Origin of the sequence: Aliivibrio kagoshimensis (assembly GCF_050337105.1) — a bacterium.
GTDB lineage: Bacteria > Pseudomonadota > Gammaproteobacteria > Enterobacterales > Vibrionaceae > Aliivibrio_A > Aliivibrio_A kagoshimensis.
In genome coordinates this window covers 26737-42924 of record NZ_JAKJSQ010000034.1, presented here as the reverse complement: position 1 = coordinate 42924, position 16188 = coordinate 26737, and the positions used below count along the sequence as shown (strand labels likewise).

The following is a 16188-nucleotide window of genomic DNA, read 5'->3' as shown; positions in this document are numbered from 1 at the left end:
CTGACGCTTTAAGCGTCCTAAAGGGTTGTTGGAGACTACAACGTTGATAGGCCAGGTGTGTAAGTGCTGCGAGGCATTGAGCTAACTGGTACTAATTGCCCGTGAGGCTTAACCATACAACACCCAAGTGGTTTTGTTCGGATTCAAATAAGATGAGCGCTTAAGTGTGTTTTGAGAAACTTTAAGATTTAGTCAATTGCTAAGAAACTTTCCGAATTGTAAGAATTTGCTTGGCGACCTTAGCGCTGTGGACCCACCTGATTCCTTGCCGAACTCAGAAGTGAAACGCAGTAGCGCCGATGGTAGTGTGGGGTTTCCCCATGTGAGAGTAGGACATCGCCAGGCTTTAAATAGCATAATGCTGAATAGACACTGCGGAGTGGTAGTTCAGTTGGTTAGAATACCGGCCTGTCACGCCGGGGGTCGCGGGTTCGAGTCCCGTCCACTCCGCCATTAAATTGCAACAGGGGTGTAGCTCCAATTGGCAGAGCAGCGGATTCCAAATCCGCGTGTTGGGAGTTCGAATCTCTCCACCCCTGCCATATTTAAAAGACCTGAATCTAACGATTCAGGTTTTTTTTCGTCTGTGATAAAGTTAAGAACCATATTTAAAAGCCCTGAATCTCACGATTCAGGGCTTTTTCGCACATAGGGTATTCGGCTAGGTTAGAACACGAATAAACAGAGAGAATTAGCGTAATTATTAGCAAGGAAGTCGGGGTAACATGAGTATAAATAGTCAGCATATGAAGCCAATACAGTAATAGAATATTGGATTTTGACTGCTATAGAGAGCAAGATCACTTATAATAAGAAATGAATATAACGTGATCTTTGTTCCATTGTTTGATGTGTATTGGAGTGGTAATTTGAGTCGATTCTACAAGACGATTGAAACACGGAAACAGGTATTATCACCGATAATGAAAATGCGTTATCGGCATTTCTATATTCATCAAGTGATCTCCCCTTATTCAAACTATTTAATGTTAGCTGTTTTAGTCTATTTAGCTTTCTCGGTCGTCGATGCTGTTCATTTGGGAGAGTACACAACAGAAGCGATACTTATCCGTTTCACTGTCTCTTTAATTAGCTTGGTTATGTTATTTATAGTAAAGAAAAAGAGTGCTAAATATTTAGAACAGTGCGAATTAATTTTACTGCAATTGGTTAATATCTCGATCGTTTGGTTTGGCGTGCTTGCTATCAATAATGGGGATTATAACTATCAAAGTGGTGTGATCATTGTCATGGTGTATATCGCTGCCTTTTCAAGAATGTCGTTTCCTTTTTCACTCTTTACTTTGTTCGCGTGTTTAGCGGGATATCTGATATGGATCTATCCACCGTTGCTAGAGTTTGATCGTATGCGTGAACTGGATAGGGTGTCGATTATTGGCGGCGTATTTTTGATGAGTCTGTTTGCATGTGTGCGTAGAGAGAGGGAGTGTTTGTCAAACTTTGTCCATTTTGAAAAAGCAAGAAACCGACAATTGCGATTAAGAGCTAATTCAATTAATCTTCGAAATCAAAGTCAGACCGATGCGCTAACAGGACTAAAGAACCGTTATTTCCTCAGTGAATCTGCTATCGGATTTAATCAAGAGCTGAATAAAAATAGACATCCTCATGGCTTTTTAATGATTGATATCGATGACTTTAAAGCTATCAATGACACCTTTGGTCATCGAATGGGGGATCAGGTTATCATAGATGTTGCGACGGTGCTGAGCACTTATACGACTCACAAAGCTGATGTGGCAATTCGTTATGGCGGTGAAGAGTATTTGGTATTGATCAACAAAAGTGATCAGTGTGACTTAGCAAAGATAGCAGAAGAGATTCGTAGTGAGGTTTCAGGGCTTAGCTACCCAGGCTATAAACTGAGTGTGACAGTTTCTATTGGCTGCTACTTATCAACGGATAGAGACCGAGATATAGAGGTGTGTATAGATAATGCAGATGAGGCGTTGTATCAAGCGAAAGCGAGCGGAAAAAACTGTTCAATGCATTGGAAGGAGAAACAGCACCACTAAGGTGCTGCTGGTTTACGCTAGGTTCTGAAGGCGAACAAATTTATCCAGTAGCTGCTCTTCTGATTCAACATTACTCGGATCGGTAATGATGCAGTTATTAATAGGACAAACTGATTGGCAAGTTGGCACATCGTAATGGCCTACACACTCGGTGCATTTATCTGGATTGATCTCATAAATATCATCGCCCATGGTGATCGCCTCGTTAGGGCACTCGGGATCACACATGTCGCAATTAATACATTTAGAGTTAATCAGTAATGCCATCGTTTACTTACCTTGAGGATTGCGCGTATCTTGTCCTTGATGGAAGTTACGCATTAATAACCCGTAGCTTAGATCAACATCTTCTGGAACTGGAATAAATACAAAGTGACCATTACCTTTGGCATCGTCAATCACTTCACTTTTTCGGTTTTCCATCTGCTCTAACGTAAACGTGACATTACCATTAGGTGTCATCATCTCAAGGCTGTCACCCACCATGAACTTGTTCTTCACGTCGACCTCAGCAAGAGCACCACGTCGTTTTCCTGTAAACTCTCCAACAAACTGTTGCGTATCTGAAATAGAGTAGCCGTAATCGTAATTCTGATAGGCATCATGCGTGTGACGACGCAAGAAACCTTCTGTATAGCCACGGTGTGCTAGGCTCTCAAGTGTGCCCATTAAGCTTTGGTCAAAAGGTTTACCTGCGACAGCATCATCAATCGCTTTACGATACACTTGAGCGGTACGTGCACAGTAGTAAAAAGACTTAGTACGACCTTCAATCTTAAGCGAATGAACGCCCATCTTAGTAAGACGTTCAACATGTTGGATAGCACGAAGATCTTTTGAGTTCATGATGTAAGTACCATGCTCATCTTCAAAAGCGGCCATCTTCTCTTCAGGACGATGTGCTTCAGAGAGTAAGACTACTTCATCGGTTGGCTTGCCGAGTCCTAGAGTATTATCTGGACGCGCTTCAGGTTGATGAGTTTGCACCGCTGCGGCATCTTGAATCTCTACAATCTGCCCCGTTTCATCTTCTGTGGCTTTTTCAGCTGAATACTCCCAACGACACGCATTGGTGCAAGTCCCTTGGTTAGGATCTCGTTTATTCATGTATCCAGAGAGCAAGCAGCGACCAGAATAAGCCATGCAAAGAGCGCCGTGCACAAAAATTTCTAACTCGGTTTCAGGGCAGTGTTCTCTGATCTCTTCAATCTCTTCAAGAGAGAGTTCACGAGAAAGAATGACGCGTTCAACACCTTGCGTTGACCAAAACTTCACCGTTGCCCAGTTAACGGCATTTGCTTGAACCGAGAGGTGAATTGCCACATCAGGAAAGTTTTCGCGAACCATCATGATTAAACCAGGATCAGACATAATCAGTGCATCCGGACCCATCTCAACGATAGGTTTTAGATCACGGATGAAGGTCTTTAATTTTGAGTTATGTGGTTGGATGTTACACACCACATACAGTTTTTTGCCTTGAGCGTGTGCTTCATCAATACCGATCTTCAAGTTCTCATGATTAAATTCGTTATTACGAACACGAAGACTGTAACGAGGCTGTCCTGCATAAACGGCATCTGCACCATAAGCAAAAGCGTAACGCATATTTTTAAGGCTTCCCGCGGGGGAGAGGAGTTCTGGTATAAACATGGGGTTCTTCTTTGTCTGATTATAAGTCAGGGTTACGCCACTTAATGGCATAAAAAATGAGGCTGGATTTTACCTTTAAAAGAGTGAGATCGCCAATGATTAAGAGAGATAAAAAAATAGAGCCACATAGGCTCTATTTTTGATATCAGGAAAGGATGAAACGAGGCGTTACTGCTGGTCAGATTTCTCAATGCCACCAATAGCGTCAAACAGATCGGGTAGGAATACCTCTAACTCAGAAGACATTAATGCTAAATCTGCATCAAAACGTGCTGCTTTGTCTTCATGGTCAATATCCTCATTTTGATCCCTTAACTCATCACTAAACTTAAGACGCTTAAGTGATAAATCTTCAGCTAATACCATCTGAATGCGATCTTGCCAATTAATCGCAAGCTTAGTGACCACTTTGTCTGCTTCGATGTGTGCATGAATCTCATCACAAACAAGCTCTTGCTGTTTACAACGAATGACACCGCCACCTTCAAGAATAGAGGTTAGCTCAGCCTCTTCACCCATTTCGTAACCTTTAGGTGTGACACCAGAGCGAACCCATTCGGTTAACGTGAGCTCAACGGCTTTGTCAGCAACGACAGGAACAACAGGAAGAGAGCCCATGGACTTTCTTAATAGCGCAAGCAGATCTTCCGCTTTTTTGTAACTGCTGGCATCAACCAGTACTAATCCTGCTTTTGGCATGATCAGAGCATAAGTTTGGTTATGACGGCTAAAGGCACGAGGAAGAAGATCCATCACAATGTCATCTTTTAAGGCCTCTTTTTCTTTCTTTTTAAGAGGACGTCCTTGTTCTAATTCAGCGGCATCCACTTTGACGGCGAGAGAGTCTTTTATTACAGAAGCCGGTAACATCTTCTCCTCTTTCTTAGCACAGACGAGGATATTGTTCGCTGATACATGAGTCATCATATCGCCATGACGGCCCATTGCGGTTACCCAGCCAAACTTTTGTAGGTCTTGACTACCACATGGAGTAAAACGAAACTCTTCCAGTTGCTTCTCTAACTGTTCAGCTTGTAGATCAATCTCTTTGCTAAAACGGTAAACAAGGCAGTTCTTAAACCACATCATGATAATACATTCCTAGTAAAATAGTTGGCACTTATCATAGGGGATTTTAGTCAGTTTGTCTTGAGCAAAACGGTCAAGGAAAAGTCATGAAAATAGAACCTTGGTGAAAAATCACTCATCAACAGGTGATATTGTTTCAATTCGTCACAAAAGTGTCATACTTAGGTTAGATAATGCTCAAGGTATAGATTAATCAACTAGGTATAGATTATGTCAAGAAGGATTCTAGTCGTTGAGGACGAAGCTCCGATTCGCGAAATGCTCTGCTTTGTTTTAGAACAAAAAGGTTATGAACCGATTGAAGCTGAAGATTATGACTCAGCATTATCAAAAATATGTGAGCCTTACCCAGATCTGATTTTGCTTGATTGGATGCTACCTGGCGGGACAGGTATTAATTTCATTAAGCATCTGAAACGTGAAGAGTTTACACGAAATATCCCGGTTGTGATGCTAACTGCTCGTGGGGAAGAAGAGGATAAAGTGCGCGGCTTAGAAGTTGGTGCCGATGATTACATTACTAAACCTTTTTCGCCAAAAGAGCTTATCGCTCGTTTGAAAGCGGTTATTCGCCGTGTTTCTCCTACTTCAATTGAAGAAGTGATTGATGTTCAAGGGTTAAAGTTAAACCCAGTATCACATCGAGTGACTTCAAATGAAAGGCCATTGGATATGGGGCCTACTGAGTTCAAAATGCTGCATTTCTTCATGACTCACCAAGAGCGAGTTTATAGTCGAGAGCAGTTACTGAACCATGTTTGGGGCACCAATGTCTATGTTGAAGACCGGACAGTTGATGTTCATATACGTCGACTTCGCAAAGCGCTGGAAGCAGAAGATCACGCTAAGTTGATTCAAACTGTGCGCGGTGCGGGTTACCGCTTTTCTACTAAATCATAAACAAGTAATACAGACGTAAGCGGGAGTCATTAATGGTCGATAAATTGTCATGGAAACGATTGATCCTTGAGTCGATGTTTTTTTACATCCCTTGGATTATCGCCGGCTTATTATTCGATCATATGGTGTGGTTTTTATTGGTTGGCACCGTCATTCAACTGTTATGGCATATGCACAACCAGATGAAGGTACTGCGTTGGTTACTCTCTGATAAAAGAGGACTACCCCCTTCCGGAACGGGGAGTTGGCGACCAATTTTTGATGGTATGTATCGGCTTCAGAAACGGCATAGGCGACGTCGAAGTGAGCTGTCAGGTTTGATTCGACGCTTTCGAAATGGTGCAGAGGCGCTTCCTGATGCGGTCATTGTTTTTCGTGCTGAGGGAAATATTGTGTGGTGCAATACCTTAGGACAGTCACTGCTCGGTTTTCGCTGGCCGGATGATTCAGGACAACCAATCAGTAATTTAGTTAGAAACCCTGAATTTATTCACTATTTAAAGAGTCGTGACTTTTCTGCGCCTCTTGAGATGCCTTCACCTTTGAATCTTGAACGAACCTTAGAACTTCGAATTGTACCGTATACCGATGGTGAGCACCTGATGGTGGTCCGAGATATCTCAAAATTAAAGCAGTTAGAAGGAATGAGACAAAATTTCTTGGCCAATGTTTCTCACGAGTTACGCACTCCTATGACCGTATTACAAGGTTACTTGGAGATGTCTAAAGAGCCAGAAATCTTGGTTGGCCCTATGTGGGTGAAAGCACATGGTGTGATGACTGAACAGTTAATGCGCATGAACAGCTTAGTGAAACAGTTACTCACACTCTCTAAGATCGAGGCGGCACCTTCTCATGATCTCAATGAAGTGGTGAACATTCCTTCTATTATAGAGATCCTAGAAAAAGAAGCCGTCGCACTCAGCGGGGCAGATGAGCACGACTTCACCTTTAATGTGGACAAAAGGTTGAAAGTGATGGGTGATGAAGACCAGTTAAGAAGTGCAATCTCAAATTTAGTCTATAACGCGGTGAAACATACACCGGCAAAAGCCAGTATTGTGGTTGATTGGCTTCAAACACCGGAAGGAGCCTGCTTTAAAGTTACAGACAGTGGGCAAGGCATTGCTCCGCAACACATACACCATTTAACCGAACGTTTTTACCGTGTAGACAAAGCGCGTTCTCGAGAAACAGGAGGAAGTGGATTAGGGTTGGCTATTGTCAAACACGCCTTAAGTCATCATGATGCGCACTTGTCGATCAAGAGTGAAGTCAATCGTGGGTCAACCTTCTCCTTTGTATTACCAAAGCGGTTATTGAGTACAGCAGGGTGTGAATGAGTAACATACGAAAAAGAGTCATTCTTTCCATCAAAAATAACGTAGCCTATCGAGCTACGTTGTTGGTTATTGCTGCTTTTTATGTTCAGCCTTTATCAGTATCGTCCGAAGAGACTCTTACCCTACCAAGTTACCAATCTGTTAGTGGCATATCAGGTAACCTGTCATCGGTAGGCTCAGATACTTTAGGCAGCATGATCACTCAATGGGGAGAGCGATTTAAATACCTCTACCCAAGTGTCAATATCCAAATACAAGCCGCTGGTTCGTCTACAGCCCCTCCCGCATTAATAGAGGGGACCGCTCAATTTGGGCCAATGAGTCGATCGATGAAGTCACGTGAAATTGAAGCCTTCGAGCGTCAATATGGTTACAAACCGATGCAAATCCGTGTGGCCTTAGACAGCTTGGGGATCTTTGTACACCGCGATAACCCGATCAAGGGCTTGAATTTTAAGCAACTGGATTCACTCTTCTCTGCCACATTCTGGTGTGGGGCTGTCGAACCGATTGTGAAGTGGGGTGATCTTGGTTTGACGGGGGAATGGAGTGAAAAAAGAGTGCAACTTTTTGGGCGTAACTCGGTGTCCGGTACGTATGGATTTTTTAAGCAGTCAGCACTTTGCAATGGTGACTTTAAAGTGAACGTTAATGAGCAGCCAGGTTCGGCATCGGTGGTGCAGTCTATAGCCTCCTCTTTGAACTCAATTGGATACTCTGGTTCGGGTTATCAATCAACGGGTGTTAAGCTTGTACCCATTGCAAAAAATGGCACTCATTACGTCACCGCATCCAAAGAGAATGCCATTAATGGTAAGTACCCACTATCACGATATCTCTATATTTATGTTAATAAGCCGCCACATGAAGCGTTAAGTCCACTTGAGTCTGAGTTCATACGCTTTATTCTTTCTGCCGATGGTCAATCGGTGGTCGAAAAAGAGGGCTACATTGCACTGCCTGCCACTGTGATTCAAAAAGAGCTACAAAACGTTGGGCTACAGGGATGATGCCGGGAGAAGTGATGAACAGAGATGCAGTCAGAAAGCTAAAGGACACACTGACCCGCTATATGATAACGGCTGGCGGTGTCACTGTGCTGTTGGCGTTGCTACTGATATTTTTCTATCTTCTATATGTCATTACTCCCTTGTTCGAATCGGCAAAAGTGAGCAAAAATGAGACAATCTCAATCTCGTTTTCTGAGCCATCAGTTGCCATTGCTACGGATGAATATGGTGAACTGAGTTACCGATTTGATGCGCAGGGTGGGTTTAAAACGCTTTCGCTGATTCCGGAAAGTAACTCTACTCAAACCGAGCATAAGCCACCCACTTTACTCTCTCTCGGTTTGATTGATGACAGCAAGCATCAAGCAACCAGTTTTAGTCAATCGGTTCCAAGTTCTAATTGGTATGCCTATGGGTTAAGTGATGGGCAAGTTGCTCTGTTTAGACCTAAGTTTATTAGTCCAATCTCCAGTGGCGAAAACCGTCAGCGAGCACAGAGTCGAGTTGAGCTTAAAAAAGGGGTATCCCAAGAGCTTGAGCTACTTGATCTACAAGGCAGTGCGATTATTAAGGTAAGCGCAGCAGTGAGTGAGAAACAAGCCGTGATAGTTGGTCAAACAGCCGATCGCCGTGTTGTTGGATTAATGCTGAATAAAAGTGGTTCTGACTCGAATACGGCTTGGCAGCGCAAGAGCATGACGTTGCCATTAGCGCCAAGTAAAGTAACGGATATCGTAGTGACGCCCAATGGTCGCTTTGCCTACCTGTTGAGTGACACTGAACTTTATGTGATTGAGATCAGTCAGCGCGGTTTTCATGTGCGTGAAATTGTGGATGTGAGTAACGGTAAAGAGGCGCGCTGTGGCACTAGGCTTACCTTGTTAGCAGGTGCTAACTCACTGATGGTCACCCATCAAGATAATACTATTTCACAATGGTTTGATGTGATCAGCACTGGTGAAAGGCGCTTGAAATTAATTCGTACCATTACTGTCAGTGATGACGTTCAAGCAGTGGTCCCTGAATATTATCGTAAAGGTTTTTTTACCTATGATAAAACAGGAGGCATCGAGGCTTTTTTCACCACCAGCGAAAGTCGACTGTTTAGCGAAAAATTAGTGGATAAAACGCCGCACATGATCGCCATCTCACCTCGAGCGGACAAACTCATCGTTGAGACGGAGACAAGCTGGCATATTTTTGATGTCGATAACCAGCACCCAGAAATATCAATCAGTTCGCTATGGAAAAAAGTGTGGTACGAAGGTTACCCTGAAGCTGAGTATGTGTGGCAATCGACGGCAGCTACGGATGATTTTGAGCCTAAATTGAGCTTGATGCCGATCGCATTCGGCACATTAAAAGCTGCGGTTTATGCGATGATCTTCTCGGTACCCATTGCAGTGGCTGCGGCGATATACACGGCGTATTTTATGTCAGCGCCGATGAGAAAATACGTCAAACCGAGTATTGAGATCATGGAGGCGTTGCCGACGGTCATTTTGGGTTTCTTAGCTGGGTTGTGGCTTGCTCCAATTGTGGATAACTACTTGCCTGCAGTGCTCTCTATATTAGTGTTAATGCCATTTGCTATGGTTGCGTTAGGATTTGCGTGGCACTGTTTGCCTAAAGCATTGATCTATCGAGTGCCTAGTGGCTGGCATGCGCTTTTGCTGATCCCCGCTGTGGTTATGATCGGGTATCTTTCATTTTTATTGAGCGATGATATTGAGTTGTGGTTGTTTAATGGTAATGCACGACTGTTCTTAGCAGAACACGGGATCGGGTTTGATCAACGAAATGCCTTAGTAGTTGGATTAGCCATGGGATTTGCGGTGATACCCACTATTTTTTCTATTGCCGAAGATGCGATATTTTCAGTGCCTAAACATCTCTCTGATGGTTCATTTGCTCTAGGTGCGACGGCTTGGCAAACCTTGACTAAAGTTGTGTTACTTACCGCGAGTCCGGGTATCTTCTCTGCCATTATGATGGGATTAGGTCGTGCTGTTGGCGAGACAATGATCGTGCTCATGGCAACGGGGAATACTCCAGTTCTCGATTGGAATATCTTAGAAGGGCTACGAACGTTATCGGCCAATATTGCGATTGAGATGCCAGAATCTGAAGTGGGCAGTTCGCACTATCGAGTGCTGTTCTTGGCAGCATTTATTCTGTTTGTTATTACCTTTATTTTTAATACGATGGCTGAGTTGATAAGGCAGAGGCTGCGTGATAAATACAGCTCATTATAAGGTGAAGAGATGTTGATAATAGGAACCGTCACTCTGTATGTTTAAATGGTATAAGTCAGGCTCCCCTTGGATTTGGTTAACTGCAGGCGCGGTGAGCGTGAGTTTGGTTTCTGTATTAGGGGTACTGTTGTTTATTGGCTGGAAAGGGTTAAGCTTTTTTTGGCCAGCCCCAGTTTATGAGTGGCAAGTGACAACAACCTCTCATAGCGAGCAACGTATCATCGGCGAAGTGTATAATCGTGAAGCCATTCCTATTTCACAGCTGCTTGCGGCGGGTGTCGAGCTTCCACAATCCGCTCAAGGCGAAGACGGCTCTGATTCGATCGATAGACTGCTCATTAAGGTAGGTAACCGAGAAAGAGAGGGGCTGGACTTCATTAATCTATTGGAGTCGTCCATTATTTCCACTCAACTACCGAGTGACGTATTGGTTATTGAACGCTCTAGAAACGGTAACTTTTATGGTGTTCCAGTCGCTTACCACAATGGTGAGAGCACAACGACCACTCCTGAAAAGATAGCGACTCAACTTGCTAGTGGAATGGTTGCTGCGGATGTGATCCGAAGTGAGTTGCAAGATATTCAGTCCAATCAAATAAGCTCGATCAATTGGCAACTGGAGCAACTTCGATTAGAGCGTCGAAAGCTGACAATGAATGGCGAGTTATCAGAAGCGGTGGAAGCGCGTTTGATACTTAACACCGAAGAGCTGCAAAACCAATATCAGCATTTAGAACAGCGTCTCCATGTATTACGAGAGCAAAACAGCTTACAGAGCCTTCAGGTCAAAGAGATGGGGGGCGATATTGTGACCATTCCTGTGGCGACTATTATTGATGCCTGGGCACCCAACCAGATGAGCTGGACGCAAAAGGTTGAGCACTGGTTTAAACAAGTGAAGAAGTTTGTCAGCGACAACCCTAGAGAAGCTAACTCAGAAGGTGGAGTATTTCCAGCCATCTTCGGTACTGTTTTTATGGTACTGTTAATGTCGATTATTGTGACACCGTTAGGCGTGATTGCTGCGATATATCTGCATGAGTACGCAAAGAAAAATGCACTTACTCGTATGATAAGAATCGCGGTTATCAACTTAGCAGGTGTACCTTCGATTGTGTATGGAGTTTTTGGTTTAGGCTTTTTTGTTTATATGGTGGGTGGCAGTGTTGATGAACTGCTCTTCTCATCGGCGCTACCTTCAGCCACGTTTGGCACTCCCGGCATTTTATGGTCATCAATCACGTTGGCGATTTTGACGCTGCCAGTGGTGATTGTTTCTACTGAAGAGGGGCTATCTCGGATTCCGAATTCAGTCCGGCATGGCTCACTGGCCCTGGGAGCGACTCAAGCTGAAACCATTATGAAAATCGTATTACCAATGGCCAGCCCTGCGATTATGACCGGCTTAATCCTAGCGGTAGCAAGAGCTGCTGGCGAAGTTGCACCTCTCATGTTAGTGGGTGTGGTGAAATTGGCACCCGCGTTGCCTGTTGATGGTAACTTCCCTTATGTACACTTAGATCGTAAGTTCATGCATTTAGGGTTTCATATATATGATGTTGGTTTTCAGAGCCCAAATATTGAAGCTGCAAGACCTTTGGTTTATGCCACCTCATTTTTATTAGTCAGTGTCATAATAGGTTTAAACTTAACGGCAATTGGTATTCGTAACTACTTACGTGAAAAGTACCGGTCACTTGAGCAATAAAGTAAGACAGATGTGGAGATGTTATGTATTCAATGTCACTTGAATTGGACGCGGCGCCAGCCTTAGATGTCTCAAATCTAACGGATGGGCAGACGGCGATTAAAATTGATGATTTAAGTCTGAGTTACTACGGTACCCCTGCGTTGAACTCAATCAGCATGGACATTGCGAAAAACCAAGTAACGGCATTTATCGGGCCATCCGGTTGCGGGAAGTCGACGTTACTTCGCAGTATTAATAGAATGAATGAGTTAGTGGATGGAACCCAAACCACGGGAGCCATCTATCTTAATGGCAACAACATCTATAATGAGAGAGAAGATGTTGCTGCACTTCGTCGTCGAGTGGGGATGGTGTTTCAAAGACCAAATCCGTTTCCAAAGTCCATCTATGAAAATATTGTCTACGGTTTACGTTTGCAAGGGCTAAAAGAGCCAAGAGTGCTGGATGAAGCGGTTGAAAAAGCGTTGCGCAGTGCGGCACTGTGGGATGAGGTTAAAGATAGGCTACATGATAATGCCTTTGGGTTATCTGGAGGGCAACAACAGAGATTGGTGATTGCCCGTGCTATTGCGATTGAGCCAGAGATATTACTGCTTGATGAACCCACATCAGCACTGGATCCGACCTCCACCCTAACCATTGAAGAGCTGATTTATGATCTTAAGTCCAAATACACAGTGGTCATTGTGACGCATAACATGCAACAAGCGGCAAGGGTCAGTGATCAAACGGCATTTATTAACCTTGGACAGTTGGTAGAATACAGTGACACCAATACCATTTTTACCGCACCAGAAAAACGACAAACAGAAGATTACATAACGGGCCGTTATGGCTAGATTCAATAAGTAGAAGAGAGGAACGTATGCAGTTGGGTCGACACATTTCTGGGCAGTTTAATATTGAACTCGAGAGTATACGATCTCATGTGTTAGCCATGGGAGGGTTAGTAGAACAGCAGCTGACCCACTCTTTGGAAGCGCTTCATAATCAAGATGTAGACTTGGCTAAGCGAGTGATAAAAGGAGACCACCAAGTTAACAGCATGGAAGTGGCAATTGATGAAACCTGCACTCGAATCATTGCTAAGCGTCAACCTACCGCCAGTGACCTTCGATTAGTGATGGCCATCATCAAAACCATCACGGATCTAGAACGTATTGGTGATGTAGCATGTCAGATAGCAAAAGTTGCCTTAGAAGGGTTCTCTGCGCAACACAAGTCTTTGATCCTGTCACTAGAAGCATTAGGCCATCAATCGGTCAGAATGTTGCACCAGGTTTTAGACGCTTATGCTCGAATGGATGTTGTCGCGGCGACGACCGCGTATAAGCTCGATGATAAATTGGACGCTGAGTATGATGCAGTGATCCGTCAGTTAATGAACTACATGATGGAGGACCCTAATTCGATTCCCCATGTGTTAAAAGTGATGTGGTCAGCGCGCGCCATCGAGCGGGTTGGTGATCGCTGCCAAAATATTTGTGAATACATCATCTACTTTGTAAAAGGAAAAGATGTACGACATATCGGCGATCAGAATATTGATGATCTTATCTAATGTCGAATTCTCTGCGTTTTATTGATACCCATTGTCATCTTGATTTTGATGTCTTTAAAGACAATATTAGCCATCAACTCAGTGTGGCCAAGGCGGCTGGAGTCGATACCATTATTTTACCCGCAGTGGGTGAAAGTAATTGGCTACGGATTGAAGCGCTGGCGAAGCAATACCCTGAAATATATTACGCTTTAGGCTGTCATCCCTTTTTTATGGATCAACACCGCGACGATGTTGTGAGTGTATTGAGTGATAAGCTAGCTCACCGACACTTCCGCTGTGTTGCGATTGGCGAGTGTGGTTTAGATAAGGTGGCGGCAAAAACCCCCGCGCAATGGGAAAAGCAACGGACCCTTTTTAAGGCGCACTGTTCGCTGGCCGTATTGCATAATCTTCCCCTCATTATTCACTCTAGGAATGCTCACTCTGAGGTCATAGAGATACTCAAGCATAAGAAGCCGGCTGCTAAAGGGGTGATTCATGGCTTTTCCGGCAGCTATCAACAGGCGATGCAGTATGTCGAGCTGGGTTTCTATATTGGGGTTGGCGGAACGATTACTTACCCAAGGGCAAATAAAACTCGTAAAACAATCAGCAAGTTACCTCTTAGCGCACTTCTACTTGAAACGGATTCGCCCGATATGCCTACCTATGGACGCCAAGGCGCCCCTAATCATCCTCAATATGTAAGAGAAATATTTGATGAGCTCTGTCTACTTCGCAGTGAAGATGCGCAAACGATTGCCTCACTAATCGTTCAAAATAGCAACTCTCTGTTCAAAATTTGAGATCTTAGCAACCTTCCTCAGTGTGAAAGAATAATCACTCTCACTTCACTTGTGATTACCTTCACACTATGAGTTAAATGTACTGCAATAAAAGTGAAAAAGTGGGTTATGACCATTACTTTCTTATTGACCGCATGAGTATAATAGCCGCTGATAATTGAGAAACATTTTTGTTACACGCCAATATTAACTATAGGGAAGTCATATACCATGAGTCTGGTTATGAGTCTGGTTGGGATGGTTGTTCTGCTTGGATTAGCAGTTCTTCTATCTGATAACCGCAAAGCAATAAATTTACGTACTGTCGGTGGCGCATTTGCCATTCAATTTTTACTAGGTGCATTCGTACTATATGTACCTTGGGGCAAAGATATTTTAGGTGGTGCAAGTAGCGCTGTTCAAAATGTCATCGATTATGGTAACCAAGGTATCGGATTCTTATTCGGTAGCTTAGTGAACTTCTCTGTGGAAGGTATTGGTTTTATCTTCGCATTTAAAGTACTACCTACTGTTATCTTCTTCTCTGCTCTAATTAGTGTTTTTTACTACTTAGGCGTGATGCAAGTTGTTATCAAAGTTCTTGGTGGTGGTTTACAAAAAGTACTGGGTACCTCTCACGCAGAATCTATGTCTGCTACAGCTAATATTTTTGTTGGTCAAACTGAAGCGCCGCTTGTTGTGCGTCCGTTTGTACCAAAAATGACACAGTCTGAGCTGTTTGCAGTAATGTGTGGTGGCCTTGCTTCTGTTGCTGGTGGTGTTCTTGCTGGTTATGCAGCAATGGGTGTTCCACTAGAGTACTTAATCGCGGCATCTTTCATGGCAGCTCCTGGTGGACTTCTGTTCGCTAAGATCATCAAGCCAGAAACGGAAGAGCCAATTAACCAAATGAACGCATCTGATGAAGCTGAAGACGACAAACCTGCAAACGTCATTGATGCAGCAGCTGGCGGCGCGGCTTCTGGTCTGCAACTTGCTCTAAATATTGGCGCAATGCTTCTTGCATTCGTAGGTTTGATTGCTTTAGCTAACGGTCTACTTGGTGGTATCGGCGGCTGGTTCGGTATGGAAAACCTAACACTAGAATTGATTCTAGGTTACCTATTCCAACCTCTTGCATTCCTAATCGGTGTTCCTTGGGCTGACGCAAACATTGCAGGTTCTTTCATCGGTCAGAAACTGATTGTTAATGAATTTGTTGCTTACTTGAACTACGTTCCTTACCTTGGCGATGCAGCTCCTGTTGTTCTTGCTGAGAAAACGAAAGTAATTATCTCGTTTGCTTTATGTGGGTTTGCAAACCTATCTTCAGTAGCAATCCTACTGGGTGGTATTGGTTCAATGGCTCCTACACGTCGTCACGATATCGCTCGTTTCGGTATGAAAGCTGTTGCTGCAGGTACATTATCTAACCTAATGAGTGCAACCATCGCTGGTCTGTTCTTCTCACTAGGTGCTATGTAAGTTCTCTCTGAGAAAATGATATCGACGCCTTAGCGGTTGCTAAGGCGTTTTTTTTTGAGATGCAAACCGTTTGCGTCACACTTATTGCCACAAAAAGTTACAGTTTGTGGATATAATTCACACATATTATAATGAATTCAAAAGTCATAGAGCTGTTTCTTGACTAGCAATACACATAGAGAGTTACCAATGAACGAAGTTCTTTTATCTTTAGCAGCAGGCCTATTTGTTGGAGTCCTGTTCTCTGCCATTAAACTGCCAATCCCAGCGCCACCAGTATTATCTGGAATTATGGGGATTGTTGGGGTTTATTTAGGTAGTGTGGGTTACCACTGGATTGCAGAACGCCTTTTTGCTTAAGGATTTAAACGGGATTAG

At 43.7% G+C, this 16188-nt stretch carries 14 protein-coding genes, 2 tRNA genes and 2 rRNA genes; 15 read left to right on the top strand and 3 right to left on the bottom strand.

The features are described 5' to 3' along the window. The 5 genes from L4C32_RS12340 to L4C32_RS12320 form a co-directional block, all read left to right on the top strand. Window positions 1-116 (top strand): 23S ribosomal RNA (locus L4C32_RS12340); the annotation flags it as partial. A gap of 113 nt (window positions 117-229) precedes the next feature. After that, a 5S ribosomal RNA gene (gene rrf, locus L4C32_RS12335) occupies window positions 230-345 on the top strand. A 31-nt stretch (window positions 346-376) separates the two neighbouring features. Continuing rightward, a tRNA-Asp gene (locus tag L4C32_RS12330) sits at window positions 377-453 on the top strand. A gap of 12 nt (window positions 454-465) precedes the next feature. Continuing rightward, window positions 466-542, top strand: a tRNA-Trp gene (locus tag L4C32_RS12325). A 327-nt stretch (window positions 543-869) separates the two neighbouring features. Then, window positions 870-2036: a GGDEF domain-containing protein gene (locus L4C32_RS12320; protein ID WP_428197177.1), complete on the top strand. Its 1167-nt coding sequence runs from the start codon at window positions 870-872 to the stop codon at window positions 2034-2036. A 12-nt stretch (window positions 2037-2048) separates the two neighbouring features. On the opposite strand, the gene L4C32_RS12315 is transcribed toward L4C32_RS12320, so the two are convergent. The 3 genes from L4C32_RS12315 to rdgC all read right to left on the bottom strand — a co-directional run bounded on the left by L4C32_RS12315 (window position 2049) and on the right by rdgC (window position 4775). Next, entirely contained in the window at window positions 2049-2303 is a 255-nt protein-coding gene (locus L4C32_RS12315; RefSeq protein WP_428197176.1) for a YfhL family 4Fe-4S dicluster ferredoxin, read from the bottom strand. A gap of 3 nt (window positions 2304-2306) precedes the next feature. Next, window positions 2307-3689 (bottom strand): prephenate-dependent tRNA uridine(34) hydroxylase TrhP, encoded by a 1383-nt coding sequence (gene trhP / locus L4C32_RS12310; RefSeq protein WP_428197175.1) that lies wholly within the window; start codon window positions 3687-3689, stop codon window positions 2307-2309. A gap of 168 nt (window positions 3690-3857) precedes the next feature. Continuing rightward, window positions 3858-4775: a recombination-associated protein RdgC gene (gene rdgC / locus L4C32_RS12305; RefSeq protein ID WP_428197180.1), complete on the bottom strand. Its 918-nt coding sequence runs from the start codon at window positions 4773-4775 to the stop codon at window positions 3858-3860. Window positions 4776-4988: 213 nt separating this feature from the next. Between rdgC and phoB the strand changes: the two genes are divergently transcribed. The 10 genes from phoB to L4C32_RS12255 all read left to right on the top strand — a co-directional run bounded on the left by phoB (window position 4989) and on the right by L4C32_RS12255 (window position 16170). Then, window positions 4989-5678, top strand: a complete 690-nt coding sequence (phoB, locus tag L4C32_RS12300; RefSeq protein ID WP_428197174.1) for a phosphate regulon transcriptional regulator PhoB — start codon at window positions 4989-4991, stop codon at window positions 5676-5678. A gap of 32 nt (window positions 5679-5710) precedes the next feature. Then, window positions 5711-7021 carry a phosphate regulon sensor histidine kinase PhoR gene (gene phoR, locus L4C32_RS12295; RefSeq protein WP_428197173.1) on the top strand — a complete coding sequence of 437 codons (1311 nt, stop codon included), beginning with the start codon at window positions 5711-5713 and terminating at the stop codon, window positions 7019-7021. Beyond that, window positions 7018-8031, top strand: coding sequence for a PstS family phosphate ABC transporter substrate-binding protein (locus tag L4C32_RS12290; protein ID WP_428197172.1), 1014 nt, complete (start codon window positions 7018-7020; stop codon window positions 8029-8031). Before phoR ends, L4C32_RS12290 begins: the two co-directional genes overlap by 4 nt. Window positions 8032-8045: 14 nt before the next feature. After that, a complete protein-coding gene (locus tag L4C32_RS12285) occupies window positions 8046-10286 on the top strand; it encodes an ABC transporter permease subunit (protein WP_428197171.1) in 2241 nt (746 codons plus the stop codon). A gap of 37 nt (window positions 10287-10323) precedes the next feature. Further along, window positions 10324-11994 (top strand): phosphate ABC transporter permease PstA, encoded by a 1671-nt coding sequence (gene pstA, locus L4C32_RS12280; RefSeq protein ID WP_428197170.1) that lies wholly within the window; start codon window positions 10324-10326, stop codon window positions 11992-11994. 23 nt (window positions 11995-12017) lie between these two features. Then, complete coding sequence (gene pstB / locus L4C32_RS12275; protein ID WP_428197169.1) at window positions 12018-12836, top strand: phosphate ABC transporter ATP-binding protein PstB; 819 nt, start codon at window positions 12018-12020, stop codon at window positions 12834-12836. Window positions 12837-12862: 26 nt separating this feature from the next. Continuing rightward, the gene (gene phoU, locus L4C32_RS12270) at window positions 12863-13558 is read left to right on the top strand and encodes a phosphate signaling complex protein PhoU (RefSeq protein ID WP_428197168.1); all 696 of its coding nucleotides are present in this window, start codon (window positions 12863-12865) and stop codon (window positions 13556-13558) included. A gap of 11 nt (window positions 13559-13569) precedes the next feature. Continuing rightward, window positions 13570-14346 carry a TatD family hydrolase gene (locus L4C32_RS12265; protein WP_428197179.1) on the top strand — a complete coding sequence of 259 codons (777 nt, stop codon included), beginning with the start codon at window positions 13570-13572 and terminating at the stop codon, window positions 14344-14346. Window positions 14347-14556: 210 nt separating this feature from the next. Continuing rightward, window positions 14557-15810 (top strand): NupC/NupG family nucleoside CNT transporter, encoded by a 1254-nt coding sequence (locus tag L4C32_RS12260; RefSeq protein WP_428197167.1) that lies wholly within the window; start codon window positions 14557-14559, stop codon window positions 15808-15810. A 189-nt stretch (window positions 15811-15999) separates the two neighbouring features. After that, window positions 16000-16170 (top strand): XapX domain-containing protein, encoded by a 171-nt coding sequence (locus L4C32_RS12255; RefSeq protein WP_428197166.1) that lies wholly within the window; start codon window positions 16000-16002, stop codon window positions 16168-16170. Window positions 16171-16188 lie beyond the last annotated feature (18 nt).

Excerpts from the sequence above, each read along its gene's own strand:
- pstA (WP_428197170.1), top strand. The coding sequence starts at position 10,324 with ATGTTTAAATGGTATAAGTCAGGCTCCCCTTGGATTTGGTTAACTGCA.
- pstB (WP_428197169.1), top strand. The coding sequence starts at position 12,018 with ATGTATTCAATGTCACTTGAATTGGACGCGGCGCCAGCCTTAGATGTC.
- L4C32_RS12315 (WP_428197176.1), bottom strand. The coding sequence starts at position 2,303 with ATGGCATTACTGATTAACTCTAAATGTATTAATTGCGACATGTGTGAT.
- rdgC (WP_428197180.1), bottom strand. The coding sequence starts at position 4,775 with ATGTGGTTTAAGAACTGCCTTGTTTACCGTTTTAGCAAAGAGATTGAT.
- L4C32_RS12290 (WP_428197172.1), top strand. The coding sequence starts at position 7,018 with ATGAGTAACATACGAAAAAGAGTCATTCTTTCCATCAAAAATAACGTA.
- L4C32_RS12260 (WP_428197167.1), top strand. The coding sequence starts at position 14,557 with ATGAGTCTGGTTATGAGTCTGGTTGGGATGGTTGTTCTGCTTGGATTA.
- trhP (WP_428197175.1), bottom strand. The coding sequence starts at position 3,689 with ATGTTTATACCAGAACTCCTCTCCCCCGCGGGAAGCCTTAAAAATATG.
- phoB (WP_428197174.1), top strand. The coding sequence starts at position 4,989 with ATGTCAAGAAGGATTCTAGTCGTTGAGGACGAAGCTCCGATTCGCGAA.
- L4C32_RS12285 (WP_428197171.1), top strand. The coding sequence starts at position 8,046 with ATGAACAGAGATGCAGTCAGAAAGCTAAAGGACACACTGACCCGCTAT.
- phoU (WP_428197168.1), top strand. The coding sequence starts at position 12,863 with ATGCAGTTGGGTCGACACATTTCTGGGCAGTTTAATATTGAACTCGAG.
- L4C32_RS12255 (WP_428197166.1), top strand. The coding sequence starts at position 16,000 with ATGAACGAAGTTCTTTTATCTTTAGCAGCAGGCCTATTTGTTGGAGTC.
- phoR (WP_428197173.1), top strand. The coding sequence starts at position 5,711 with ATGGTCGATAAATTGTCATGGAAACGATTGATCCTTGAGTCGATGTTT.